Source organism: Amycolatopsis sp. WAC 04182 (genome assembly GCF_003947465.1).
Taxonomy (GTDB): domain Bacteria; phylum Actinomycetota; class Actinomycetes; order Mycobacteriales; family Pseudonocardiaceae; genus Amycolatopsis.
In genome coordinates this window covers 977,733-1,001,814 of sequence record NZ_QHJJ01000002.1, presented here as the reverse complement: position 1 = coordinate 1,001,814, position 24,082 = coordinate 977,733, and the positions used below count along the sequence as shown (strand labels likewise).

General features: G+C 68.6%; 23 protein-coding genes. 8 read left to right on the top strand and 15 right to left on the bottom strand.

Annotated elements, in window-relative coordinates; genetic code table 11:
* Positions 1 to 117: 117 nt before the first annotated feature.
* A complete protein-coding gene (gene shbA / locus DMH01_RS43610) occupies positions 118 to 1,296 on the bottom strand; it encodes an RNA polymerase sigma factor ShbA (RefSeq protein WP_305016639.1) in 1,179 nt (392 codons plus the stop codon).
* A gap of 175 nt (positions 1,297 to 1,471) precedes the next feature.
* On the opposite strand from shbA, the gene DMH01_RS11915 reads away from it, so the two are divergent.
* Positions 1,472 to 1,723, top strand: coding sequence for a WhiB family transcriptional regulator (locus DMH01_RS11915; protein ID WP_125675959.1), 252 nt, complete (start codon positions 1,472 to 1,474; stop codon positions 1,721 to 1,723).
* Between the two features lie 96 nt (positions 1,724 to 1,819).
* Here the strand turns inward: DMH01_RS11915 and DMH01_RS11910 are convergent, their stop codons facing one another.
* Together DMH01_RS11910 and DMH01_RS11905 are read right to left on the bottom strand one after the other, a co-directional pair.
* Positions 1,820 to 3,385 carry an MDR family MFS transporter gene (locus DMH01_RS11910; RefSeq protein ID WP_199745447.1) on the bottom strand — a complete coding sequence of 522 codons (1,566 nt, stop codon included), beginning with the start codon at positions 3,383 to 3,385 and terminating at the stop codon, positions 1,820 to 1,822.
* A 36-nt stretch (positions 3,386 to 3,421) separates the two neighbouring features.
* Positions 3,422 to 4,048, bottom strand: a complete 627-nt coding sequence (locus DMH01_RS11905) for a TetR/AcrR family transcriptional regulator (protein WP_125675957.1) — start codon at positions 4,046 to 4,048, stop codon at positions 3,422 to 3,424.
* Between the two features lie 100 nt (positions 4,049 to 4,148).
* On the opposite strand from DMH01_RS11905, the gene DMH01_RS11900 reads away from it, so the two are divergent.
* A complete protein-coding gene (locus DMH01_RS11900; protein ID WP_125676719.1) occupies positions 4,149 to 4,892 on the top strand; it encodes an SDR family NAD(P)-dependent oxidoreductase in 744 nt (247 codons plus the stop codon).
* Between the two features lie 174 nt (positions 4,893 to 5,066).
* Positions 5,067 to 6,257, top strand: a complete 1,191-nt coding sequence (locus DMH01_RS11895) for an LCP family protein (protein WP_125675955.1) — start codon at positions 5,067 to 5,069, stop codon at positions 6,255 to 6,257.
* Positions 6,258 to 6,261: 4 nt separating this feature from the next.
* Here DMH01_RS11895 and DMH01_RS11890 read toward each other — a convergent pair whose 3' ends face one another.
* A complete protein-coding gene (locus tag DMH01_RS11890) occupies positions 6,262 to 8,043 on the bottom strand; it encodes a PDR/VanB family oxidoreductase (protein WP_233621474.1) in 1,782 nt (593 codons plus the stop codon).
* A 149-nt stretch (positions 8,044 to 8,192) separates the two neighbouring features.
* Here DMH01_RS11890 and DMH01_RS11885 point away from each other — a divergent pair, with 149 nt between their 5' ends.
* Both DMH01_RS11885 and DMH01_RS11880 read left to right on the top strand, forming a co-directional pair.
* Entirely contained in the window at positions 8,193 to 9,329 is a 1,137-nt protein-coding gene (locus DMH01_RS11885; RefSeq protein WP_233621473.1) for a sensor histidine kinase, read from the top strand.
* On the top strand, positions 9,326 to 9,982 hold the full coding sequence (locus DMH01_RS11880; RefSeq protein ID WP_125675953.1) for a response regulator transcription factor: 657 nt from the start codon (positions 9,326 to 9,328) through the stop codon (positions 9,980 to 9,982). Before DMH01_RS11885 ends, DMH01_RS11880 begins: the two co-directional genes overlap by 4 nt.
* A 252-nt stretch (positions 9,983 to 10,234) precedes the next feature.
* Here DMH01_RS11880 and DMH01_RS11875 read toward each other — a convergent pair whose 3' ends face one another.
* Positions 10,235 to 11,488: an HNH endonuclease signature motif containing protein gene (locus DMH01_RS11875; RefSeq protein ID WP_125675951.1), complete on the bottom strand. Its 1,254-nt coding sequence runs from the start codon at positions 11,486 to 11,488 to the stop codon at positions 10,235 to 10,237.
* Positions 11,489 to 11,695: 207 nt separating this feature from the next.
* On the opposite strand from DMH01_RS11875, the gene DMH01_RS11870 reads away from it, so the two are divergent.
* Complete coding sequence (locus DMH01_RS11870; RefSeq protein WP_199745446.1) at positions 11,696 to 13,075, top strand: neutral zinc metallopeptidase; 1,380 nt, start codon at positions 11,696 to 11,698, stop codon at positions 13,073 to 13,075.
* A gap of 56 nt (positions 13,076 to 13,131) precedes the next feature.
* On the opposite strand, the gene DMH01_RS11865 is transcribed toward DMH01_RS11870, so the two are convergent.
* The 10 genes from DMH01_RS11865 to DMH01_RS11825 form a co-directional block, all read right to left on the bottom strand.
* Complete coding sequence (locus DMH01_RS11865; RefSeq protein ID WP_125675949.1) at positions 13,132 to 14,301, bottom strand: acyl-CoA dehydrogenase family protein; 1,170 nt, start codon at positions 14,299 to 14,301, stop codon at positions 13,132 to 13,134.
* 1 nt (position 14,302) lies between these two features.
* Complete coding sequence (locus DMH01_RS11860; protein ID WP_125675947.1) at positions 14,303 to 15,229, bottom strand: 3-hydroxyacyl-CoA dehydrogenase NAD-binding domain-containing protein; 927 nt, start codon at positions 15,227 to 15,229, stop codon at positions 14,303 to 14,305.
* Positions 15,226 to 15,972 carry an acetoacetate decarboxylase gene (locus DMH01_RS11855; RefSeq protein ID WP_125675945.1) on the bottom strand — a complete coding sequence of 249 codons (747 nt, stop codon included), beginning with the start codon at positions 15,970 to 15,972 and terminating at the stop codon, positions 15,226 to 15,228. The genes DMH01_RS11860 and DMH01_RS11855 overlap by 4 nt, the downstream gene beginning before the upstream one ends.
* Position 15,973: 1 nt before the next feature.
* Complete coding sequence (locus DMH01_RS11850) at positions 15,974 to 16,741, bottom strand: crotonase/enoyl-CoA hydratase family protein (protein WP_125675943.1); 768 nt, start codon at positions 16,739 to 16,741, stop codon at positions 15,974 to 15,976.
* 10 nt (positions 16,742 to 16,751) lie between these two features.
* The gene (locus tag DMH01_RS11845) at positions 16,752 to 17,909 is read right to left on the bottom strand and encodes a CaiB/BaiF CoA-transferase family protein (protein ID WP_125675941.1); all 1,158 of its coding nucleotides are present in this window, start codon (positions 17,907 to 17,909) and stop codon (positions 16,752 to 16,754) included.
* Between the two features lie 329 nt (positions 17,910 to 18,238).
* On the bottom strand, positions 18,239 to 19,147 hold the full coding sequence (locus tag DMH01_RS11840; RefSeq protein WP_125675939.1) for a LysR family transcriptional regulator: 909 nt from the start codon (positions 19,145 to 19,147) through the stop codon (positions 18,239 to 18,241).
* A 4-nt stretch (positions 19,148 to 19,151) separates the two neighbouring features.
* Positions 19,152 to 20,501, bottom strand: coding sequence for a HAMP domain-containing sensor histidine kinase (locus tag DMH01_RS11835; RefSeq protein ID WP_125675937.1), 1,350 nt, complete (start codon positions 20,499 to 20,501; stop codon positions 19,152 to 19,154).
* Positions 20,498 to 21,187 (bottom strand): response regulator transcription factor, encoded by a 690-nt coding sequence (locus DMH01_RS11830; RefSeq protein ID WP_125675935.1) that lies wholly within the window; start codon positions 21,185 to 21,187, stop codon positions 20,498 to 20,500. Before DMH01_RS11830 ends, DMH01_RS11835 begins: the two co-directional genes overlap by 4 nt.
* Positions 21,188 to 21,199: 12 nt before the next feature.
* On the bottom strand, positions 21,200 to 21,364 hold the full coding sequence (locus DMH01_RS42955) for a hypothetical protein (RefSeq protein ID WP_199745445.1): 165 nt from the start codon (positions 21,362 to 21,364) through the stop codon (positions 21,200 to 21,202).
* Positions 21,361 to 21,729, bottom strand: a complete 369-nt coding sequence (locus tag DMH01_RS11825) for a hypothetical protein (protein ID WP_125675933.1) — start codon at positions 21,727 to 21,729, stop codon at positions 21,361 to 21,363. The genes DMH01_RS42955 and DMH01_RS11825 overlap by 4 nt, the downstream gene beginning before the upstream one ends.
* A 73-nt stretch (positions 21,730 to 21,802) precedes the next feature.
* Here DMH01_RS11825 and DMH01_RS11820 point away from each other — a divergent pair, with 73 nt between their 5' ends.
* Positions 21,803 to 23,596 (top strand): CocE/NonD family hydrolase, encoded by a 1,794-nt coding sequence (locus tag DMH01_RS11820; protein ID WP_125675931.1) that lies wholly within the window; start codon positions 21,803 to 21,805, stop codon positions 23,594 to 23,596.
* A 30-nt stretch (positions 23,597 to 23,626) separates the two neighbouring features.
* Positions 23,627 to 24,064 (top strand): SRPBCC family protein, encoded by a 438-nt coding sequence (locus DMH01_RS11815; RefSeq protein WP_125675929.1) that lies wholly within the window; start codon positions 23,627 to 23,629, stop codon positions 24,062 to 24,064.
* Positions 24,065 to 24,082: the final 18 nt, after the last annotated feature.

Sequence of the window (24,082 nt, the reverse complement as noted above, 5' to 3'; positions counted from 1 at the left end):
GATCCTTTCGCATGTCTTCGCGTGGAGATCGGCGTGACGTATTCCCGTGTTACGTCCCGGCGTTCGCGATTTTCGCGCGAATCGGAGCGGCCGGATGTTACGAAAAACAGGTAACGATCAAGCATCCGTGAGGATTTTCCGCAATCGCGTCAAAGCCCGGTGTTGCGCCACTCGCACGGCCCCCGCCGTCGAGCCGACCACGCCGGCGGTCTCCTCCGCGGACAGGCCGACGACGATTCGCAACACGACGATCTCCCGCTGTTTGTCCGGCAGGATCCGCAGCAGTTCGCCCATCCGGTCGCTCAGTTCGTTGTGCAGCGCGTGTTGTTCCGGGCCCGCGGATTCCGAGACCCCGTCGGGGACTTCGGCGACGGGTTCGGTGCGGTTGCGGGCGGCGGCGCGGCGGGCGTCGGCGACCTTGTGGTGGGCGATGCCGTAGACGAAGGCGAGGAACGGCCGCCCTCGTTCGCGGTAGGTCGGCAGCGCGCGGAGGATCGCCACGCAGACCTCCTGCGCGACGTCGTCGGCCGAGGCGTAGGTCCGTTCCTGCCTGCCGATCCGCGACCGGCAGTACCGGATCACGAGCGGGCGGATGGTGGCCAGCAGCTGGTCCAGGGCCCGGCGGTCACCTCGTCCGGCGGCCGCGACGGGTTCGTCGAGGGTGTACCAGCGCGACGGCGTCACCTGTTCGGGTTCCGACTCGGCCGGGGCGCCCGGCGCCACCAGCGCGAGTTCTCTGATCATCGCGCGGTTCTTGATCCGGGACAGGGTGTCGTCGACGTCGAGACCCACCCTCAGCGCGTCGATGAAGGCGCTGTTCGCGTTGTCCAGACGGTCGACGAAGTCGGGATCGTGCTCCGCCAGACGGCCGCGCGCGTGGCGAAGGGTCGCGCCGACCGCCTCGTCCGCGATGCCGAGCACGCCGGCGATCTCCCGCGATGTATAGCCGTCCAGCGCCCATGCCATGCCGAGTTGCTGACGTTTCGGCAGTTTCCCCAGCATCGTCAGGACGGAGGACGCCTCGTCGGCGAGGACGCTGAGTTTGTCCTCCCGGCCGGCGTCGTCGAACGCCCAGTCGGCTCGGACCGCTGTCTGTTCCTTCGCCCGCCGATGCCCGACGCGGCGGACCCAGGCCTTCGGCTGCGTGATGCCCGGCCAGCCCTCGTAGAGGTTGAGCATCGCTTCCGCGGCGGCGTCCCGCGCCGGATCCAACGCGAAGCCCGCCTTGCACAGAAAGCCGGTGAGCAGCGGAAATTCGGCGTGGAAGAACTCGTCGAACCCGTCGTGGCCCTTCACCCGCACTCACCGCTCTCAGCCGCCTGACGCGCATGCCCTCACAGGACAGGTGCAGTGAGCGGGCCGCTGAGTGTAACGATTCGGTCAAGGTGATGTTTGCGTGGCGTACGAGGCCGGATACCCGGAAGTCGTTTGACGAGGACGGGAAAATCGAGAAAAAGGAGGTGATAGGAAAATGGAAATGAGGATGGCGGGTGACCTGAGTGAGGCCGCTTGCCGCGGTGAGGATCCCGAACTGTTCTTCCCGGTCACCGAAACCGGCCCCGGCGCACGGCAAGTGGCCAGGGCGAAGGCCGTCTGCGCACGGTGCCCGGTCATTTCGGCCTGCCTGGCCTACGCCGTGGAAAACGGGCTGGCCCATGGAGTTTTCGGCGGGCTGACCGGCAGCGAGCGGCGCCACGTGCTTCGCGTCGGCAGTGCCGCCTGAAAACGTTTGTCCGCGTTGTCGAATTTCCGCCGTGTTCTTCGTGCGCGCGAAAAAGAGGGGCCCGGTTCGGTGAACCGGGCCCCTCTGTCATGGCGGTCAGGCGGCGGCGGTCTCCTCGGCCAGCCGCTCGTTGCCCGACTGGGTCTTGAGCGGCTTGTGCTTGAGGAAGGCGACGGCGACGACGACCAGCAACGCGATCGGTGCGCTGATCAGGAACAACTCGCTGGTGGCCTCCCCGTAGGCCTCGCGGACGACGTTCGCGACCGGTTCGGGCAACGTGGCGATGTTCGGCACCGCGCCGCCTTCGCCGCCGCCGGGCAGCGGCCCGAGCTTCTCGCTCATCAGCGCGAGGACCCGGTTCGCGAGCACCGCGCCCAGTGCGCTCACCCCGATGGAACCACCGAGGCTGCGGAAGAACGACAGCGTGGAGGTCGCCGTGCCGAGGTCGTGCGCGTCGACGTCGTTCTGGGACACCAGGACCAGGTTCTGCATCAGCATGCCGACACCGACACCCAGCAGCACCATGTACGCACCGAGGACGACGAGGTTCGACTTCGCGTCGATGGTGCCCAGCAAGCCCAGGCCCGCGGTCATCAGCGCCGCGCCGAGCAGCAGGTGGCTCTTCCACTTGCCGGTCCGGCTGATCAGCTGGCCGGAGACCGTGGAGGACACGAGGATGCCGAAGATCATCGGCAGGCTCAGCAGCCCGGCCACCGTCGGCGACTTGCCGAGCGAGAGCTGGAAGTACTGCGACAGGAACACCGTGCCGCCGAACATCGCGACACCGACGAGGAAGCTCGCCAGGGTGGTCAGGGCGACCGTGTGGTTGCGGAACAGGCCCAGCGGCAGGATCGGCTCGGCCACCTTCGACTCGACGTAGACGGCGAGGGCGAGGATGACCACGCCGGCGGTCACCAGGCCGACCGTCCACCAGGAGCCCCACGCGAACTGGTGCCCGGCCAGCGAGGACCAGACCAGCAGCGTCGAGACCCCGGCCATGATCAGGAACGCGCCGAGGTAGTCGACCTTCACGTCACGTTTGATCGTCGGCAGGTTCAAGGTGCGCTGCAGCAGCAGGATCGCCGCGATCGCGAACGGGACACCGAGGAAGAAGCACCAGCGCCAGCCGAGCCACGAGGTGTCCACCATGACGCCGCCGATCAGCGGGCCCGCGATGGTCCCGACGGCGAACACGGCACCGAAGATGCCCGAGTACTTCCCGAGTTCCCGCGGGGAGACGATGGCGGCCATGATCACCTGCGCGAGCGCGGTGAGGCCGCCGGCGCCGATGCCCTGCGCGACCCGGCTGCCGATCAGGACCTCGATGTTGCCCGCGAACCCGGCGACCAGCGAGCCGACCACGAACAGGCCGAGCGAGAGCTGGATCAGCAGTTTCTTGTTGTACAGGTCGGAAAGTTTGCCCCAGAGCGGAACCGTCGCGGTCATCGCGAGCAGTTCGGTGGTGACCACCCAGGTGTAGGAGGCCTGCGAGCCGCCGAGTTCGGAGACGATCCGCGGCAACGCGTTCGCGACCACGGTCGAGGCGAGGATGGCGACGAACATGCCCATCATCAGCCCCGACATCGCTTCGAGGACCTGTTTGCGGCCCATCGAGCCCGCCGGGGCCTCCGGTTCTCGTGGTTCGGTCATGGATACGGACATGGTCGTCCCCCTTCGTGTTCTGTGGTGCCGGGCGCGTCAGCGCGCGCGGCCGCCGGGCTCCGGGAGCCCGGCGAGAAGCGTCTCGACGGCGTCGTCCAGCAGGTCGAGCGCGGACACCCGGCCGTCGTGCTGGTACCAGAGCATGAGCACGGCGTTCACCGCGCCGCCGAGCGTGGACAGCAGCAGCGCCGGGTACAGATCGGCCTTGGGGTCCACGCCGGTACGGCGCGCGATCGCCTCGATCAGCGGTGCGATGTTGTCGTGGTTCATGGCCACCGCGCGCGAATGCAGGGTGGCGTTCTCCTGGATGGCCTTCATGCGGCCGAGCCACTCTTCGCGGTTCTCGTCGACCTGGGCGAAGTCTTCCTTCATTGCGTCGACGAAAGCGCGCGGAGTGCTGACTTCCGCCGGTGTGGCAAGGAACTTGTCGATGGTGCGCTGGGTCCGCTCGGCGGTGTCGGCGTGGGCGATGACGACAGCGTCCTCTTTGGACGCGAAGTAGTTGAAGAAGGTGCGCGGGGAAACCCCCGCCGCCGCGCTGATGTCCTCGACCGTCACCTGGTCCAGACCACGTTCGGCGACGAGCCGGACGGCGGTGGTCGCGAGCGCGCGGTGGGTTTCCAGTCGCTTGCGCTCGCGGAGACCTTTGACGGGTTCGGGCATGAGCACCACGATACGCCCGAAGGTGCAGATACTGCAAAATTGCAGTCTGTGAAGCGTGCCACTGGCGGAAGGCGCCGAGCCGCCTGGCAGACTGCGGCGGGTGAGCGGAACGGTGCTGGTACTGGGCGGACGCAGCGAGATCGGCCTCGCGGTCGCGGAACGGCTCGCCAAGGGCGGGGCGCGCCGGATCGTGCTCGCCGCGCGACGGAGTGCGGACCTCGAGGCGGAGTCCCGGCGTCTGCTGGCCGCGGGAGCGGAAACCGTCGAAGCCGTCGAGTTCGACGCCGACGACCTCGCCGGACACGGACCGTTCCTGGAGAAGGTCGTCGCGGACCACGGGCCGCTCGATGTCGTCGTCACCGCTTTCGGGATCCTCGGCGACCAGGCGCGCGCCGAAGCGGACGCCGCCCACGCCGTCGCGATCGTCCACACGGACTATGTGGCTCATGTGAGTGTGCTGACGCATGTGGCCAATGTGCTTCGTGAGCAAGGAAGTGGAAGCCTCGTGGTCTTCTCGTCGGTCGCCGGGGTGCGGGTCCGGCGGGCGAACTACGTCTACGGATCGGCGAAAGCGGGCCTCGACGGTTTCGCGAGCGGCCTGGCCGACGCCTTGCACGGCACCGGCGTGCACCTTCTCCTCGTCCGGCCGGGATTCGTCATCGGGCGGATGACCGAGGGGATGTCGCCGGCCCCGTTCTCCAGCACCCCGGACCAGGTCGCCGACGCGACGGTCGCCGCGCTCCGCACGCGCCGGGGAACCGTGTGGGTGCCGGGACTTCTGAGGCTGGTGTTCTCGGTGATGCGCGTGGTGCCGCGCGCGATCTGGCGCCGGATGCCCCGGTAGGTGAGCGCTGCGCGGTCGGCCCGGTACTCGGTGTCGCGGCCGGCTGTCCGCTTGATCACTCCGGCTCGTCCGAACGGGCTTTAAGACCCGGTTATGACACGTTTCTCAGGTAATTCCCAGCTAACGCGGTGATCCTCGAATGCGGGGGATCATTCACGGAAGCGGGGAGAAGTCGTGCTGCTCACGTCGCGAGGACGGCGGATCGGCGGCCGCGTCGCACTGGGCCTGGTGTCGACGGCCGTACTGGGTGTCACGGGTTTCGCATGGACGCAGTTGAGCCGTTTGGACGAAGCGATCGTCACGGCCGACGTCATCGCGCCCTCCGCCCAGATGCCCGCCGGCCCGGCGGGCGAACCACTGAGGGTGGCGCAGAACATCCTGCTCGTCGGAATCGACTCCCGCACCGACACGAACGGGAACCCGTTGCCGCAGAACGTCCTCGACGCGTTGCACGCCGGAGACAGCGACGACGGCGGCGACACCACCGACACCATGATCGTGGTCCACATCCCGGCGGGCGGAGCGCGTGCGACGGCCATCTCGATCCCGCGCGATTCCTATGTGGACATCGCGGGCGGGCTCGGCAAGCACAAGATCAATTCGGCGTACAGCCGCGGCAAGAACGCCGCGATGAACTCGCTGCGCGCGCAGGGCCTCTCCGGCGCGCAGCTCGAGGTCAAGGCCAACGAGGCGGGCGCCAAGCTCACCATCCAGACGATCGAGCGGTTCACCGGGCTGTCGATCAACCACTACGCGGCGGTCAACCTCGCCGGGTTCTCCGCACTGAGCGAAGCCGTCGGCGGGGTCGAGGTCTGCCTCAACGAAGCGGTGCAGGACAAGTTCTCCGGGGCGTCGTTCCCGGCGGGCAAACAGCTGCTTTCCGGGCCGCAGGCGCTCGCCTTCGTGCGGCAGCGGCACGGGCTGCCCAGCGACCTCGACCGCATCGCGCGGCAGCAGGCGTTTCTTTCGAGCATGGCCAAGACCGTCCTGGACGCCGGGACGTTCACCGATCCCTCCAGGCTGAGCGCGCTGATCGGCGCGATCCAGGGTTCGGTGGTGCTCGACCGCGGCTGGGACGTGCTCAGCTTCGCGCAGCAGTTGCGGGGGATGAGTTCCGGGGCACTGAAGTTCCAGACGATCCCGGTCCAGAGCCTGTCCCTGCCGACGCCGTCGGACGGCGACGCGGTGAAGGTGGATCCGGCCGAGGTGCAGGCGTTCGTGAAGGCCGCGCTGAACTCGACGAGCGTCGCCGCGGTGGGGGAGCCGGCCGGCGGCATCGGGATCAAGCCGGTCGCGGCCACGTCTTCGGTCGCCGCGCCGCCTTCGTCCTCCACGCCGTCCGCGATGGCGGGCTGTGTGAACTGAGCGGTCAGAGATCGAGCACGAGCTTGCCGCCGGTCGCTCGTGAGACGCACGGGTAGATCACGTCGGTGCGGTCTCGCTCGTGGGGTTGCAACACGTCGTCGCGATGGTCAGGGACGCCGGCGAGCACCGTCGTTCGACAGCTGCCGCACACGCCGTTCACGCAGGACGCGGGCACGGCGGGGTCGATTTCGTGGATGGCGGCCAGCAGGGTGCCGTTCGCGGGCACCCGCACGGTCCGCCCGCTGCGCCGCAGTTCCGCGACGAACGGGCGGCCTTCCCTTGTGCGGGCCGTGGCGGCGAATCTCTCGACATGAAGCGTCCCTTGTGGACATTCCTTCGCCATGACCTCGGTCATCGCTTCGACCAGTTCCGCGGGGCCGCAACAGTAGACCGCGGCTCCGGCGGGCAGCCCTCGCACCGGTTCGGCGAGATCCGGACGACGGCAGGTGACGGCGGGGTACAGCGAGACCCGGGTGGGATGGGCCGCCGCGAGCTGCTCGGCGTAGGCCATATGGTCGAGCGATCGTCCTCTGTAGATCAGCCGCCATGGCGATCCGGCGGCGGTGAGGCGGGGGAGCATCGGCAGGAAAGGAGTGATCCCGATGCCACCGGCGACCAACAGGTACGCCGGAGCGTCGACGATCGGGAAGTGGTTACGGGGCCCGCGGATCTTCACCTGGGTGCCGGTCCGAAGGGCGTGTACTTCACCGGAACCGCCGCGGCCAGCGGCATCGCGCAGCACGGTGAGCCGGTAGTCGCGCGTCTCGGCGGGGTCGCCGCACAAGGAGTACTGACGGATCAAGCCCGACGGCAGGATCAGGTCGACGTGCGCACCAGGCTCCCAAGCCGGCAGGTCATGGTCGCCCACTGGCGCCAGGGTCAGTGCGACGGTGTCGTCCGCGACCTGTCGCCGGTCGGCGACGGTGACCGCGATGGCGGGCGCCGAATCGCGGTCACGACCCCATCGGGTCCTGCCCCACGGTTTCAGGACGGACAGAATGGTGGCAGCCCACAGCGAGATCGCGAAGCCGCCTACGGTGATCACGAGCGCGACACCGAGCGCGCCCGGCCGGGCCGCCGGGTCTTCGGTACGTGCGACCAGCTCGGTGACCCACCTGCTTTCCACCGCGGCCGCGGCCGGGATACTCAGGGAGATCAGGAACTTAGTCAGTACCCACCGGTGTTCGACCAAACCCCAAGGTGTGCCGAGCGAGAGCACGAGGCCGGTGACGATCGTCAGCACCACACTGGGGATCACGATCACGAGGTCGAAGAGGTGGAAGATTTCGTAGGCGCCGTGCCGCTCGACGTGGGTTCCGGCGAGTAGCCCGGTGAGCGCGAGTGTGAGCATCCCCAGCGAAAGACCCAGCCAGCCCACGCTGACACCGATGTGCAGGATGAGCCAGATCTTCCTGGACCGCGGTGAAAGCCTCGGGAACCGAGGCCGTAGCCCGACCAGTATCACCACCGACAGCCCCATCCCGATGTTCGGCACCGGGTTCGGGAAGGCGAACAGGAACTGCAGCGGCACGAACGCCAAGTGGAAGCCGATGAGCAGTTTTCGTGCGCCCGGCTTCGGCAAGGTCGCGGCGCATCCGAGGGATACGGCGGCGGCCACCGCGTAGCCGATCACCCCCATCGTGCGGATCGACGGCAGAACGGCGTTTTCGCCCGGGAACAGGACCAGGATCGCGACCACCGCGAACGCGGCGAAACCTAGCTGCCACCACCGCGGGCGTGCCCTCGGCGTCATCGTGCGCCAGGCCGGAGAGTCGGTTTTCGTCATGAACGAAGCGTCGTGGCACCCCCATGCCTGCTGCATCGGCATGACGACGCGAATCGCGCGTCGATGGAGGGATATCCGCTCCCGCTGTCTACAACTTTCCCCTGATGCCCGCGGACGGCGATCGGATTAGGTTGATCGGTGTGCACCCCGTGGACAAGCCTCTGGTCTCCCTGCCTGCACGGGTGATCGACGGCGTGCTGGCTGTCGGTTGCGGAGCGGCGACGACTCCGTTCGCGGCCGCGGGTCTCATCTACGGCTACTTCCGCTGGCACCCGCCGTTGTGGTTCTGGCTCCCGGCCGTGGTGGTGGTGGCTGCCGCGGCCTGGTTCCGGCGGGACCATCCGTGGTTGTTCGCCGGGGTCGCACTGGCGGGCTGGGTGGCGCTGTCCGGGATCTTCGCGGTCGTGCTCGCCCAGTACACGGTCGCCGAACGCACCCGTTCCTGGCGGCTCACCGCCGTCAGCACACTCGGCACACTGATCGTGGTCGGCCTGCCGATCTGGCGGCTGGGCGGTTGGGACGCGAGCCTTCCGCAGGGCATTGCCGTCTGCGTGGCGCCGGCGCTGCTCGGCCTCTACGTCGGCACCCGGCGCGAGCTGATCTCCGAAATGCGTGAACGGGTCGAACAAGCAGAAGAAGAACGAGATCTGAGAGTTCGGCAGGCTCGCAGCGACGAACGTGCCCAGATCGCCCGCGACATGCACGACGTCGTCACCCACCGGGTTTCCCTCATGGTGTTGCACGCGACGGCTCTCGAAGCCACCAACGGCCGTGACGCCACCGAGGTCGCCGGGCGGATAGGGACGATTGGGCGTGCCGCACTGGACGAACTGCGCTCCGTGGTGTCCGTGCTGAGGGCAAGCAGCGCGGCGCCGCTGGCCCCGCAGCCGGGTTTGGCCGACCTCGTCGACCTGGTGGACCAGACCCGCGCGCTGGGGGTGCCGGTCGTCCTCGAGGTGGACACCGGAGCGCCGGCACCCGCGCTGGTCCAGCACGCGGTGTATCGGGTGGTCCAGGAAGCACTCACCAACGTCCGCAAGCATGCAGGGAACCCCGAGACTCAGGTTCGCGTGCTGCGCGAAACCGGCCTGCTCCGGCTCACCGTGCTCAATCGGGCCGGTGTCGCGTCCGAGCGGGGAGACGGACTGCCCGGTGGCGGGCACGGCTTGCTCGGTATCGCCGAACGGATCCGTCTCGTCGGGGGTGAACTGACCGCCGAGCACACCTTCGACGGTGGTTTCCTCGTCGAGGCCGTCGTTCCGCTCGCAGGGGAGCCTGGCCGGTGATTCGCGTTCTCATCGCCGATGACGAGTGGATGGTGCGTTCGATGCTGCGCACGATCATGGAGTCCGCCGACGACGTCACCGTCACAGGTGAGGCGGCAGATGGTGCGGAAGCGGTGAGCTTGGCCCGATCCACCCGGCCCGACGTCGTCCTGCTGGACATCCGGATGCCCCGCGCCGACGGCCTCGACGCCGCTCGCCGACTTCAGGGGCTGGCTGATCCGCCGAAGGTCGTGGTCCTGACCACGTTCGACCTCGACGAGTACGTCGAAGCCGCGCTGCGCGCCGGAGCCGTCGGCTTTCTGCTCAAGGACGCCACCGCCGGCGACATGCTCGCCGCGGTCCGGTCTGCCGCTCGCGGCGACGCGATGCTCTCCCCCAAGATCACCCGCCGTCTGCTCACCCGGTTCACCGAAGGCGAACCCGCCGCCGGGCCGCGGGCCGACGCCGAACAGCGGCTCGAGGTCTTGACCGGCAAAGAACGCGAGGTGCTCGTCGCGGTCGCCCGCGGTCTGTCCAACCTGGACATCGCGGCCGAGTTCCATCTCAGCGAGGCCACGGTGAAGACCCACGTCAGCCGTATCCTCGCCAAGCTCGGGTGTACCAATCGCGTCCAGGCCGCCGTGCTGGCGCACCGGGCCGCCCTGCTTGATTAGGGCTTGGCCTGTGAGCCGACAGTGCCGCAAGGTGGCGGGGACGGCCTTGGTGCTCAGCTCGTCGCTGGACCTGATCTGACGCACGTGTTCGTGGAGAGGATGGTCCGATCTATGGGCATGCGAGGCGCCGGTGGTGGAGGGTGTTGCGAGTGGCGAGCGGGTGGGCGGCCGCGGTGTCTCCGGCGCCGGCCTTCCGGGGCGTAGGCATGCCGAGGGGCCCGTCGCCGGTGTGGCTGGCGGGCTCCTCGGGGGTCAGCGGTAGTGCAGGGTGTTGCGGCGAGGTTTTCGGAGTGGATCTCGGTATTGAGGTGGGATGAACTCCGGTAGGCCGTCGGCGGCCATCCGGACTTCCCAGTCGCCGTGGTGGATCAGCCGATGGTGAAACCCGCATAGCAGCACGAGATTCCGGAGATCCGTGGGGCCGCCGTCTGCCCAGTGATGAATGTGGTGGGCGTGACAGTTCTTGGGTGTCCGATGACAGCCCGGGAAGGCGCAGCCACCATCGCGGATGTTCAACGCCCGGCGTTGGCCCGGGGTCACGAACCGTCGGAGCCGCCCCACGTCCAAGGGCTCGCCCGCAGCGCTCATCACGACCGGCAGCATGAGGCAGTCGCAGGCGGCGAGGCGGGCTTCGCGGGCGGTCATCGTCCCGACGAAATCCAGGCACGCGGTGCCGAGACCCGACTTGAGTTCCTCGAGTCCGATGGTGACGTTCACGAGAGTGCGGTAGCCGCTGGTGCCGGGCTGGTCCGGGCAGGCGATGGCGAGGTCGAGGATGTCGACCCACGCGTCACCCAGGCGTTCGCATTTCATCCGCAGATCCGCCTGGCCGAACTCGTCGACCGGCCGCGGCTGGGCATACGCCTCCAGGGCGGCGGCGGTGCGGGCACCGGTCTCGTCATCGAGCAGACCGGTCAGCTTCCAGAACCCATCTTTCCGGCGCTCCAGGGTGATTTCCCGGCGCGGTTCCTTGGGTTCAGGATCCTTGGGTTCGCTACCGTCGGGGTCGAGCAAGGCGAGGAGGTTCGCTTCAGCGTCCGCGAGTTGCCGGGGACCGGCGTCGCGGGCGAGGGTGGCGAGAATCTTCTCGGCATTCGCCCGATCCTCAGCCGAGGTGTCGGCCGGGAGTCTCTTCAAGAACTCCAGGATCTGATCGATCCGCTCACTCCCGACCAAGCCTTCGGCGGCGACAGCGGCGGTGGCGGGCAGCGTGGCGGGAACCTCGGTGCCGTCCAAAGCCCGGGTCGGGTTCAACGCGATGGCCCGGTTCACCACCGCACGTGCCTCACCGACCGACAACCCCGCGATATCGGCGAACCACTTATCCGTACGGCCATACCCGTACAAGTCCTTGACGCCCCGAGACTCGATCTCCGCCAGGAACCGCCCCAGTCCGGCGGTCGCCATCCGAATCACCTGCAAGGACTGCTGCACGCCATGGGCAAGCTCCAGCTTGCCAGCACGCCACAACTCCTGCGGCAACTCGGGAAGGAAAGTCTCGGACACCCCTCAAGAATACCCGAACAAATCAAACAAATGTTCGTAATTTTAAGCAACAAACGAACCGCACAAACAACACTGAAGAGTGATTCAATCGCGAAACGACAATTACCCTAAGAGTCGTCCGTGAACATCCCAAGATTCTTTTGAACCGTGTCGCGCCGCCGTCCGTGTCCCTGGAGTCGGGCAAGTCGCGGAGACGGGGATGGTGTGATGAAGCGCTGGACGATCCTGGTGAGCCTCTCCCTCTGCCTCGTCGGTTGCGCCGCGACTGTGGGCGGCGTGGCGCAACCGGTGGATCCCACCCGGGTCGCCGGGCTCGAGATCACCGACGGCCCCAGTGGCCTGAAACCCGGCGTCCTCGACGCCGGTCTCCCGGTCGACGGTGGTGACGGCGGTGAGATCGACAGGCTGGCGGCCAACGCCGTGGCCGACGTCCAGCGGTATTGGCGCGAGCATCTGCCCGCGACCTTCGACCGCGAGTTCCGGCCGTTGGCCACGCTCGTCTCCTACGATTCGGCGGGTCGCGGCCGTGAGATCTGCGGCGCCTCGACGGCCGGTCTGGTGAACGCCTTCTACTGCTCGGGGCAGGACGTCGTCGCGTGGGATCGCGGGGAATTGCTGCCGATGCTGAACGACTCCATCGGTCCGGCGGCGGTCATGGCCGTGCTCGCTCACGAGATCGGCCACGCCGTCCAGTTCCGGCTGGGGCTGCCTGCCGCGAGCCCGTCGATCGTCAAGGAGCAGCAGGCCGACTGCTACACCGGCGCGTACTTCCGCTGGGTCGCCGAGGGCCGGTCGCCGATGTTCCAGGTGTCCACCGGCCGCGGGCTCAACGAGGTGCTCACGGCGCTGTTCCAGATCCGGGACTCCGCCGGCGTGGCTTTCGACGACGACGGCGCGCACGGCAACGCGTTCGATCGGGTGTCCGCGTTCCAATTCGGCTTCACGGACGGGCCCGCCCGGTGCGCCAAGATCGACGAGCGCGAGATCGAAGGCCGGTGCACACAAGGCGGAGTCGGTACGGCCTCGGCGGAGAATGTTCGCCTCGATGACCGACAGGCACTCGCCGACCTCACCACCAGTCTGCGGCAGGCTTTCCGGCTCGCGGCCACCCCGCCGACGCTCACCACCGGAGCGGCCTGCGGGGTGACGGCGGAGGACGCGCTCGCTTCTTACTGCTCGGAGTCCAACCAGATCAACCTCGACCTCGACGGCCTCGTCCGCATCGGGACACCGCCGCGCCGGGGGAGGCAGGGCGGCATCGGTGACTTCGCGGCGTTCGCGGAGGTCGCCTCGCGCTACACGCTCGCGGTCCAGCAGGAGGGCGGGTTCCAGCTCGACGGTCCGGTGGCCGCACAGCGCACCGCCTGCCTCACCGGTTTCTGGGCGTCGACCATCGTGGACGGCGGGGCCCTCACGTTGTCACCGGGCGACCTCGACGAGGCGATCGCCGAGATGCTGACGCGGAACAGCCTGATCGCGGCGGACGTCCGGGGCCGGACACTCCCGGCCGGTTTCGCCAGGGTCGCCGCCTTCCGTGACGGCTTCTCTTCCGGCAGCCAAAAGACTTGCGGCGACAAGTACCGCTAGACGCGATTGAAGGCCCCTCTCCGAAGAAAGGGGCCTTCATCCGCAAAGCGCGCGGCTTACACGAAGGCGCTCTGGCCGGTGATCGCCTTGCCGACGATCAGCGTGTTCATCTCCCGGGTGCCTTCGAACGAGTAGATCGCCTCGGCATCGGTGAAGAACCGCATGATGTCGTTGTCCAGCACGATCCCGTTGCCGCCGAAGATCTCGCGCCCCCAGGCGACGACCTCCCGCATCCGCGAGGTCACGAAGGCCTTCGCCAGCGACGAGTGTTCGTCCTTGAAGATCCCGGCGTCCTGCAGCCTGGCCAGCTGCACCAGCATGCCCCACGACGCGGTGATGTTGCCGAGGCTCTTCACCAGCAGGTCCTGCACCAGCTGGAACCGCGCGATCGGACGGCCGAACTGCTGGCGCTCCTTGGCGTAGTCCAGTGCCAGCTCGTAGGCGCCGATCATCACACCCAGCGCCTGCCAGGCCACGCCGCCGCGGGTCGCGCGCAGGATCTCGGCGACGTCGCGGAACGAGTCGATGCCCTGCAGCCGGTTGGCCTCCGGCACCCGCACGTCGGTCAGCGTGATCTCGGCGTTCTCCACGATCCGGAACGCGAACTTGTTCTCGATCTTGACCGGCACGAACCCGGGCGAGTCCTTCTCGACCACGAAACCCTTGACGTGGTTGTCTTCCTCGTCGCGGGCCCACACGATGACCAGATCCGCGAAGGTCGCGTTGCCGATCCACTTCTTGGCACCGTTGAGGATCCAGGTGTCGCCCTCACGGCGCGCCGTGGTGCGCATGCCGCCCGCGACGTCGGATCCGCCGAGCGGCTCGGTCATCGCGAAGGCGCCGATCTTGTCCATCGCCGCCATCGACGGGAGCCAGCGGTCGCGCTGTTCCTGGTCGCCGCCCGAGTAGATGCTGTACATGGCGAGTCCGTTGTGGACACCGAAGAAGGTGGCCACCGACGGGTCCGTGCGGGTCATCTCCATCGCCATCATGCCGCTGAGCAGGTGGCTGGTGGCCGGAAGGTGCTCGCCGTAGCCCTCGTAGGGCAGCCCGGCGACGCCGAGTTCGCGGAACTTGCCGACGAGTTCGTGCGGGAACTCGCCCTTGGCCCAGTACTCGTTCACCAGCGGCTTGACCTCGGCGCGCATGAAGTCGCGCGTCTTGAGCAGGAGCTTGCGCTCCTCTTCCGGCAGCAGGTCCTCGTAGTCGTAGAAGTCGGCGGTCATGTCAGTTCTCCTCCCTGGCACTGTCCAAAGCGGACAGCACCGCGAGCTGCTTGCGGTCGCGCGCCTCGGCGAGTTCCGAGTACGTGGAGGAGCCGTAAGCGGATTCCACGGCTTCGATGAGCCGTTCCTGTTCTTCGGGGTTCTGCGAGGGCCGGCCGAGGCCCGCCCACATCTGCTTCATCGACTTGCCGATGTGTTCGGCCATGTGCCGGTAGCCGCCGGGGCCGCCGCCCAGATGCGAGCCGAGGAACGGCCCGACGGTGGACCAGCGGATGCCGAGCGAGTTCGTCATCACCGCGTCCAGTTCGGACGGGGACACGACACCCTGTTCCACCAGGTAGATCGCCTCGCGGCTCAGCGCGTTCTGCAGCCGGTTGCCGACGAAGCCGGGGATCTCCTTGCGTTCCACCACCGGGGTCCGGCCGACGAACCGGTAGAACTCGACGGCTCGCTCGACCGACTCGGCGCTGGTGCGCTCACCGGGGACGACCTCGACCAGCGGGATCAGGTGCGGCGGGTTGAACGGGTGGCCGATCAGGACCCGCGACGCGTCGTCCAGCTCCGAAGCGAACGCCGTCGAGGGGATCGCCGAAGACGAGCTGAGCAGCAGCGCGTGCGACGGCGCCTCGCGGACCAGCGTCGCGAACAGGTCCTTTTTGAACTCGACGCTCTCAGGTCCGTTCTCCTGCACGACATCCGCGTTCCGGACGGCTTTGGAGACGTCGGCGGCGAGGTGGACGTGACGGGAGAGGTCCGCGACGTCCCGGCCGAGATGCGGGGCGAACGTCTCCAGCGCGTCGGCGACGGCGTCGGCGAGATCCGGCCGCGGATCCGAGACCCGGACCTCCAGCTCGTGCGCGGCGAACAACGCCGTCCACGACAGGCCGATGGTGCCCGCGCCGATCACCGCGGCGGTGCGAAAAGTCATGACCGAGCTCCCTTCAAGTAGTCGAAGACCGGCTTGACCGGGGCGAGTGTCAGGTCGGTGAGGAGGTGGCTCGCCGAAACGACCTCCAGCACCGGGAGATCGGCGAGCGGGGCCAGCACGTGCTGGAACAGTTGCAGCCGCGCCGGCCCGGTCCACGCTTCCTTGATGACCACGTCGGTGATCTCGGTGCGGACCAGTTCGAAGACCCGGGGCGAACCGTCGTAGTCCGGGATGGTCTTGAGCATGAACGTCGGCACGGTGATCTGGGCTTCGGCCTCGCGGAGGTCCAGCCGGTGGTGCTTGTAGCCCATGGTCGCGGTCGCGACGCGCTGGCTGCCGTAGTCGAGCGTCCCGACGAGCGCGCCGTTCTCGGCGAACAGGCTCGGCGAGCCGATGGTCTTCGGATAGGCGCTGATCTCGCGGCCGGACGCGGTGGCCGGGAAGTTGTCGAGGTACATCGCGTGCAGGTACTCGCCACGCTCGCCCTCGAAACTCACCGGGATCGCCTGCCCGGACTCGGTGTAGGGCCCGTAACCGCTGACGTCGCCCATCTTCATCACCTCGAACCGCACCAGCGGCTCGCCGATCTCCAGTGGCTCCGGCACGACGGCGCGCAGGGCGTCGGCGTCGGTGCGGTAGACGATGTTCAGGTACTCGCGGTTCGTGAACCGAGGGACCACCGGCGCGTACGCCGGATTCGTGAGCGGCGTGGTCACATGCCGGAGGACTTCTTGCTGCTTCATCTCACTCACCTGTCCACTGTGGAGCGCGGCGTTCGGTGAAGGCCCGCATGCCCTCTCGGACGTCGGCCGACTTCATCAGCGCCGGAAGCTCCGCACGCTGGGTGGCAAACGCTTGCGCGTCGGGGACGCCGTCCGCCGCGCGGACGATCTTCTTGACCAGGGCCAGCGCCAGGGGAGCGTTGGCGGCGATCTGGTCGGCCAGTTGCAGGGCGACCGCGGCGGCCTCACCGCTCGGGACGACCCGGTTCACGAGACCGAGGTTTCCGGCGCGTTCGGCGCTGATGGGCTCGCCGGTGAGCAGGAATTCCATCGCCAGGTGGTGCGGGATCCGCTTCGGCAGCCGGATCACGCCACCACCGGCGGCGATCAGCCCGCGTTTCACCTCGGGCAGCCCGAACTTGGCGTCTTCGGCGGCGACGATCAGATCGCAGCCCAGCGCCAGTTCGAAGCCGCCGCCCATCGCCCAGCCTTCGACGGCCGCGATCAGGGGCTTCGCCAGCTCGGCCTCGGTCAGTCCGCCGAACCCGCGGCCGGGGATCTCGGGCGACTCGCCTTTCAGTGCCGCCTTGAGGTCCATTCCGGCGCTGAACGACCCGTCCGCGCCGGTCAGGACCCCGGCCCGCAGCGCGGGATCGGTCTCCAGCAGGTCGAGTGCTTCGGCCAGACCGGCGGCGACGGCGGCGTTCACCGCGTTGCGGGCCGATGGCCGGTCGATCGTGATCAGCAGCGTGCCGCCGACCCTCTCGGTCCTGACTTCAGTGGTGCTCATGGTTTCTTCCTCAGCGAGTGGTGGCGAGTTCGCGCAGGACCTCTTCGGTGTCCTGTCCGGGCAGGGGAGCCAGGCGCCGGACGGAACCGGGGGTCGCGGAGAACTTCACCGGGATGCCGATGGTGCGGATCGAGCCCTCGCTCGGGTGCTCGACGACGTCGAGCAGGTGGCCGTCGCGGACGTATTCGTCGTCCTGCGCGTTGTCGAGTTCGAGGACGGGGGCCATCGGGATGCTGTGCTTCGCGCAGACCTCGGTCCACTCCTCGGTGGTCAGCGCCGGGGCGCATTCGGCGATCATCGCGGCCAGCGCCTCGTGGTCGGCGCCGTCGATCGCGTCGCCGTTGACGCGCGGGTCCTCGGCCAGTTCCGGCCGCCCGGCGGCGTGGAAGAAGTCGCGGAAGTTCCGCGGGTTGTACGGGATCACGCAGGCCATGCCGTCCTTGGTGTGCACCGCCTGGTGGCCGGGGTTCAGCGACGGGCCGAAGCCGGTCGGGCCCTCCGCGGGCTCGAAGACGTGCCCGGCGAGATGCTCGACGAGGTTGAACGCGATCAGCGTGTCGGTCATCGGGATCTCGACCCGCTGGCCCTCGCCGGTCCGGTCGCGGTGCACCAGCGCGGCGAGCACGGTGTAGGCGATGGTCAGGGAGGAGACCTTGTCGCCGATGATCGTCGGCAGGTAGACCGGCTTGCCCAGTGCGCGGTTCGCGACGTCGACCAGCCCGGACGACGCCTGCACGGTCTCGTCGTAGGCGGCGTGCCCCGCGCGGTCGGAGTCGCCGCGGAACCCTTGCGCGTGGGCGTAGATCAGGCCGGGATTGCGCGCGGCGAGATCGGCGTGGTTCATGCCGAGCCTGCTCAGCGCGCCGGGGCGCATGTTGGTGATCAGCACGTCGGCGGTGTCGATCAGCTTGAGCGCCTGCTCGCGCTCCTCTTCGTCCTTGAGGTTGAGGGCGACGCTGCGCTTGTTGCGATTCACGTTCAGGTTGAGCGGCGTCATCCCCGGTGTCGTGCGGAACTTGCCCACCCGCACGGTGTCGGCCGGGGACTCGATCTTGATCACGTCGGCGCCGAGATCGCCCAGGATCTGCGCGGCGTACGGGCCCATGACCACCGTCGAGAGGTCGATCACGCGAACGCCGTCCAGTGGGCCGGTGGCGGTCTGAGTCATTTGCTTCCCTTCGCCGTTGTTCGCTCTACAACCGAAGTTAGGCGCGAATAGCGGGAAAGGGAATGATCAAGAAACGAAGAATGGTATGACCGCGGTGGTCATACCATTTATTGTGTGGTTCGGTTTTGGGTTGGGGATCGTGGTCGCGAATGGCGCGTGTGCGGTTATTTGGAGTAGGGCACCGTGTCGTTCTGTCCTGTTCGCTACATCGGGGAACCCGTACGGTGCGTCTACCCGTCCAGGGCGTCGCTGGAAGGCGTTGCGAAAGCCACTTTCGCAACCTTCAGTGTTGCGAAAGTGGCTTTCGCAACACTGTCTCCGCCGGCTCGTCAGGTTGAAATCGGTTCGGCGAAGATCTCGCGGACCGCGTCGACCAGCCCGGCGAGGTCGCCCTCCTCGGCGCGGTCGCGTCGCCAGACCAGCGCCGTCTCCAGCTGGGGCCGGAAATCCGAGAACGGGAGGATGGTGGCGCCGTCGACCAGGAACAGATGCATCGGGCTCGCCGGATCCAGCATCGTGATCGAGAACGACGAACCGTTCGCCACCAGTTCGGAAATGCCCGAATATTCGGTTCCGCCGACTTTGAGCCTTTTCTTGATGCCCGCCTTCGACAAGGTGTGGTCCATATCGTCCGAATAGGCCGGAATGCTTTCCGAAGCGGACGGGATATAGGACAGATCGCTCAATTCGGCGATGGTGACGGTCTCCCGCCCGTCGAACCGATCGGCCGGGACGACGGCGCCGAGCCGCTCCACCTGCACCGGGACGATCTCCAGCGCGGGATCCGTGACCGGCATCCTGACCAGCGACAACGCCAGTTTGCCCTCGTGCACCGCGGCGACCAGATCGGGTGTCGTGCCCGGCCAGCGCTTGAGTTCGAAGCGGTCGCGGCAGCGTTCTTCGAGGCGTTTGACCCGTTCCCGCAGTGCCGGGTGCACGCCGGCGGGGATACCGATGAACACGGTGCTGCGCCGGGGTTTCACCGCCTCCTGCAACCGCCAGGGGATCGCGTTGACCTGGTCGAGGACGTCCCGCGCGATCGGCAGCAGCGCGGCGCCCGCGGCGGTGAGCGTGACGTGATGCGTGCTGCGGTCGAACAACTGGTGTCCCAGTTCGTGTTCGAGATCCTTGATGCGCTGGCTCAGCGGGGAGGCGGCCATATGCAGTCTGCGGGCCGCCTGGGAGAAGTTCAGTTCCTCGGCGACGGCCACGAAATACCGCAGGTGCAACATCTCCACGTGCTCAGCCTAACCGCAGACCCACGGTGAACGCGGCCCCGCCTTCGGGCGCCGGGCCCGCCGTCAGCGTCCCGCCCATGCGGGTGACCAGCCCGTGCGCCAGCGCGAGCCCGATCCCCGAACCGACCGGGCGGCGGTCGCGGTACCGCTGGTTCAGCACCCCGCGCTCGAACGCGACCGGATAGTCCTCCGGCGCCAGGCCGGGCCCGCCGTCCCGCACCGCCAGCCGGGCCTGCCCGTCGGCCGCCACCAGGGAGAACACGATCGGCGCGCCCGCCGGGGTCACGCGCAGGGCGTTCTCGGCCAGCCCGTCGACGACCTGGCGGAGCCGTCGCGGATCGGCGGCGACCGGGACCTCACCGGCGGGCCGCTCGACCAGCAGCGTGACGTCCTGCCGCGCGCAGCGGAGCCGCCAGACGTCCGCGCATTCGTCGACCAGCGCCGCGAGATCGAGGCGCGTCAGGTCGAGGCGGAACTCGTCGGCGCCGAGCCGTGCCAGTTCGAGCAGGTCGCTGACCAGGCGTTCCAGCCGTTCTGCCTCGCGATGGATGGTCCGCCCGGCGCGGCGCGCGTCCTCGCCCTCGGCCACGCCGTCCCCGATCGCCTCGGCGAATCCGGTGACGGCGGTCAGCGGCGTCCGCAGTTCGTGCGACACCGAAAGCAGGAACTCGCGCTGCCGTGCCTCGCTGTACTGCAGGGCGTCGGCCAGTTCGTTGACCGATTTCGCCACGTCCGCGACCTCGGACGGCCCTTCGACCGGAACGCGCAGGTCACGGCGCCCGGAGCGCATCCCGTTCGCCACCGAAGCGGCCCGGCGCAGCGGCCGCGACAGCATCCGGCTCAGCAGCAGCCCGGCGATCGCGGCGACCGCCAGCCCGGCGCCGAGCGCGAGCACGGTGTTGCGCACCAACGTCCTGCCGCGCGCCTCGCCGATCTCCGTCGACTGGACCAGCGCGAACGCGGCACCTCTCGCGCCCACCGCGCGGACTTCGACGAGATACTGCCCGCCGTCGGCGACCACTGTGCCCGAGCGGGTGAATCCCGTTTTGGCGGCGGCGATCGCCGCGACCGTCCCGTCGCCGTCGATCGTCCCGTTCGGACGGCGGACGACGACGTCGATCCCTTGTCCCCGAACGACTTCCGCGGCCTTTCCGACGCGGAGCCGGTTGCCGATGCCGGTCTCGTCGAGCTGGCTCGCGACCACGTCGGCCTGCGCCGAAAGCGACTGCCGGAGCACGTCGCTGCCGGTGGTGCGGATGAGCCGGGCCGCGACCAGCCCGGCGACCACCGCCGTGATCGCGGCGACCGCGAGGCACACCACGGTGATCCGCAACGCGAGCGAGGTCCGGTTCATCCGGCGTCCGCCGCGTAGCCGATCCCGCGGACCGTCCTGATCGGACTGTGCTCGCCCAGTTTCCCGCGCAGCTGGGCGATGTGGACGTCGACGGTCCGCGTGCCCGCCGACGCCGCGTAGCCCCAGACGGAACTGAGCAACTGCTCGCGGCTGAACACCTGGCCGGGCCGCCGCACCAGATGGGTGAGCAGGTCGAACTCGGTCGACGTCAGCGCGATCTCGGTGTCGGCGGCCCAGGCACGCCGCTGGGTGACGTCGATGCGCACGCCGCCCGCCGTGTAGGTCTCGGCGGGCGAAGGTGCTCCGGCGGCGCGGCGCAGGACGGTCCGGACCCTTGCCGAGAGTTCACGCGGGCTGAACGGTTTCGTCAGGTAGTCGTCGGCGCCGATTTCCAAGCCCAGCAAGCGGTCCAGCTCGTCGTCGCGCGCGGTCACGAAGAGCACCGGCGTCCAGTCGCCGTCCGCGCGCAGCGTCCGGCAGATCTCGATACCGTCCATTCCGGACAGTCCGATGTCGAGCACGACCGCGACCGGGCGCAGCCGCCGGATCGTGCCCAGTGCCGCGCCGCCGTCCGCCTCCACGTGCACGCCGAACCCGTCCCGCCGCAGGTACAGCGATGCGAGTTCGGCGATCGCGGGGTCGTCCTCGACGACCAGCACCAGCCCGCGTCCCGGTTGTGTCGTCACCGGCCGATCCTGTCACGGGGCAGGGTCGCCTGCCATGTCCTGCTCGATCGAGTCGAGGGTGTGCCGGACGTCGCTCAGCTCACCCGGCGCGGGGCTCGAAGCGGGCTCGTCATCGGTGCACCCGGCCGCGCCGAAGAGCGCGAGCGCGGTCAAACCGGCGGCCAGGAGACGTTTCACTTGCCCGCCTTGCAGTGCGCGGCCGCGAACGCGTCGAGCTTCTGCTTCGCCGCGGTGAGTTCGGGAAGCCTGCCGTTGCGTTTGTCGGCGCGCTTCTGGAGCCTGTCGGCGATGTCGTTGTGGCCCTTCTTGCGCTGACCCTCGGCCCTGGCCTTGAGGTTCGCCACCGAACCGCGGACCTCGGGGCCACCGTTGATGCGTTCGGTGAGTTTTGTGGTGCGCTGGGTGAGCTGGGGCAGCCATTCGGCGCACAGCTGCTGCGACTCTTCGGGGCTCAAGGTGATCGGTGCCTGGGCCGAGGCCGCGGGGGCGAGGGTGACGAGGCCTGCCGCGGTCAGGCAGGCGGCGATGGTGTGTTTCAGCATGCGAAGAGCGTCGCGCGGCCGGATACGAGGAATGTGGGGGAAATGTTCGGGTTTTGTAAGCGATACTCGGACGATGGGGCTCAAGAGCTTGACCATCACCGTGGCGGCGGCACTGCTGCTGACCGCCGCGCCCGCCACGGCGTCATCGGCGTTCGTCCTTCGCGACGGCGTCAGCGAGCCGGTGTTCTCCTACGAGAAGGCCATCCGGGAGACCGCCTGGGTGGAGACCGGCCAGGACCTCGACCGCGACGGGCGGACCGACCGGGTCGCCGCCGACATCATCCGTCCGGCCGAACCGGCCACGCGTGGGCAACGCGTTCCGGTGATCATGGACGTCAGCCCGTACTTCGAGAAGGTCGGGCGCGGCAACGAGCGCCAGCCGAAGACGTACCTTCCCGACGGCACGCCGTCGCAGTTCCCCCTCTTCTACGACAACTACTTCGTCCCGCGCGGGTACGCGGTCGTGCTGGTCGACGTCGGGGGCACGAATCGCTCTTCCGGGTGCTTCGACGACGTCGCGTCGGGCAAGGGCGTCGTGAACTGGCTCAACGGGCGCGCTCAGGCTTTCCGCACGCCGTTCGGGCCCGAGCGCGTGCGGGCGGAGTGGGCGAACGGGTCGGTCGGCGCGATCGGGAAGTCGCAGGACGGGGCGACGGCGATCGGGATGGCCGCGTCCGGGATCGAGGGACTGAAGACCATCGTGCCGATCGCCGGGGTCGCCTCGTACTACGAGGTCCACAACTCGCACGGTGCCCATTTCGGCTGGGCGGGCCGCCCCGGTTTCTACAACGAGCGTGCCGAGAAGCTATGCCTCCCGTTCGACGAGGAGAACGCCCGGCGCGCGGGGACGGACGGGAACTACAACGAGTACTGGCGCGAGCTGGATTACGTCGCGAAGACCGGAAAGGTGCGCGCGAGCGTTTTCGCGTCGATGGGCTTCCAGGACGTGAACGTCAACCCGATCCAGTTCGGGCCGTGGTGGGAGGCGCTGAACTCCTACGGCGTGCCGCGCAAGGCGTGGCTGCACCAGGCGGCGCACGTCGACCCGTTCGACCTCGACCGGTCGCTGTTCGTGAAGACCCTGCACCGCTGGTTCGACCGGTGGCTGCTCGGCGTCCGCAACGGCGTCGAGACCGAACCCGCGATCCGGATCGAGCACACCCCGGATCGTTGGACGGACGAACGCCGCTGGCCCCCTGTCTCGCGGTCGCGCACCCTGTGGCCCACGGTGTCGGGCGGGCTGGAGAGCCGGCCTTCGTCAGGTTCCGCCGCGGTGACCGACGATCCGGCGCGCGGCGCGTCGAAGTGGGTGGAGAACCCGTTGGAACCCAGCCCGGAGCGGCTCGTCTTCGCGGGTGAACCGGTGCGGACGGACACGCGCGTCGCCGGGACCGCCACCGTGACGGTGACCGCCCGTTCCGACAAACCGAGCGCGCGGCTCGGTGCGGTGCTGGTGGACTACGGCCCGTCGACCGTCCGGTACACGAAGTTCCCCGCGCTCGGCATCAAGAACCGGGAGACCCGGTCCTGCTGGGGCGCGGGCACCGCCGCGGACACCGGCTGTTTCCTCGACACCGTCGCCGATCTGACCACTGTGGACAAACGGATCGTGGCGACGGGCTGGGCGGACCTCGGCCACCACCGCTCACTGTGGCGGGGCGAACCGCTTGTGCCCGGAAAGGCGTACACGATGACCTTCCGGTTGAGCAGCCTCGACCACGTCGTCCCGGCGGGGCACCGGCTGGCGCTCGTCCTGGGCGGGACCGACGGCGACATGTTCGACCCGGCGTTGCCCGCGCTCGGTGCCCGGGTGACCTTCGAGCTGGGCGGGACTTCGCTCTCGGTGCCGGTCGCCGGGCGCGTTTAGTCCTCTGAATGCGAGAGTGAAGGAGCACGTATGGCGAAGATCCAGCGCATTTCCGTCCACGGCCACACGAGCGCGAGCCCCGAAGCCGTCTACGCCCTCCTCGAAGACCGCGAGCGTTGGCCCGACTGGTCACCCATGGGCGCGTTCCGCCTGCTCCGGAAGGGGGACGAGAACGGTCTCGGCGCCATCGGCGTCTTCAGCACCAACGGCGTCCACAGCTGCGAAGAGGTCATCGCGCTCGAACCCGGCAAGCGCTTCGGCTACGCCCTGAAGAAGGGGCTCCCGCTGCGCGACTACCGCGCCTACGTCGACCTCACCCCGGAGCGGAACGGCACCGCGATCCACTGGCATTCCACGTTCACCGCCAAGATCCCGGGCACCGGCTGGTTCTATCGCCGGTTCCTCGGCCACTTCCTCGGGCGCATGGTCGAGAGCCTCGTGGCGCGCGCCTCGCGCGGCGCACCATAAAGTAGGCGCATGGCAGCC

Excerpts from the sequence above, each read along its gene's own strand:
- DMH01_RS11915 (WP_125675959.1), top strand. The coding sequence starts at position 1,472 with ATGGAAATGAGGATGGCGGGTGACCTGAGTGAGGCCGCTTGCCGCGGT.
- DMH01_RS11910 (WP_199745447.1), bottom strand. The coding sequence starts at position 3,385 with ATGTCCGTATCCATGACCGAACCACGAGAACCGGAGGCCCCGGCGGGC.
- DMH01_RS11905 (WP_125675957.1), bottom strand. The coding sequence starts at position 4,048 with ATGCCCGAACCCGTCAAAGGTCTCCGCGAGCGCAAGCGACTGGAAACC.
- DMH01_RS11890 (WP_233621474.1), bottom strand. The coding sequence starts at position 8,043 with ATGACGAAAACCGACTCTCCGGCCTGGCGCACGATGACGCCGAGGGCA.
- DMH01_RS11870 (WP_199745446.1), top strand. The coding sequence starts at position 11,696 with ATGAAGCGCTGGACGATCCTGGTGAGCCTCTCCCTCTGCCTCGTCGGT.
- DMH01_RS11865 (WP_125675949.1), bottom strand. The coding sequence starts at position 14,301 with ATGACCGCCGACTTCTACGACTACGAGGACCTGCTGCCGGAAGAGGAG.
- DMH01_RS11860 (WP_125675947.1), bottom strand. The coding sequence starts at position 15,229 with ATGACTTTTCGCACCGCCGCGGTGATCGGCGCGGGCACCATCGGCCTG.
- DMH01_RS11855 (WP_125675945.1), bottom strand. The coding sequence starts at position 15,972 with ATGAAGCAGCAAGAAGTCCTCCGGCATGTGACCACGCCGCTCACGAAT.
- DMH01_RS11850 (WP_125675943.1), bottom strand. The coding sequence starts at position 16,741 with ATGAGCACCACTGAAGTCAGGACCGAGAGGGTCGGCGGCACGCTGCTG.
- DMH01_RS11845 (WP_125675941.1), bottom strand. The coding sequence starts at position 17,909 with ATGACTCAGACCGCCACCGGCCCACTGGACGGCGTTCGCGTGATCGAC.
- DMH01_RS11835 (WP_125675937.1), bottom strand. The coding sequence starts at position 20,501 with ATGAACCGGACCTCGCTCGCGTTGCGGATCACCGTGGTGTGCCTCGCG.
- DMH01_RS11825 (WP_125675933.1), bottom strand. The coding sequence starts at position 21,729 with ATGCTGAAACACACCATCGCCGCCTGCCTGACCGCGGCAGGCCTCGTC.
- DMH01_RS11820 (WP_125675931.1), top strand. The coding sequence starts at position 21,803 with ATGGGGCTCAAGAGCTTGACCATCACCGTGGCGGCGGCACTGCTGCTG.
- DMH01_RS11815 (WP_125675929.1), top strand. The coding sequence starts at position 23,627 with ATGGCGAAGATCCAGCGCATTTCCGTCCACGGCCACACGAGCGCGAGC.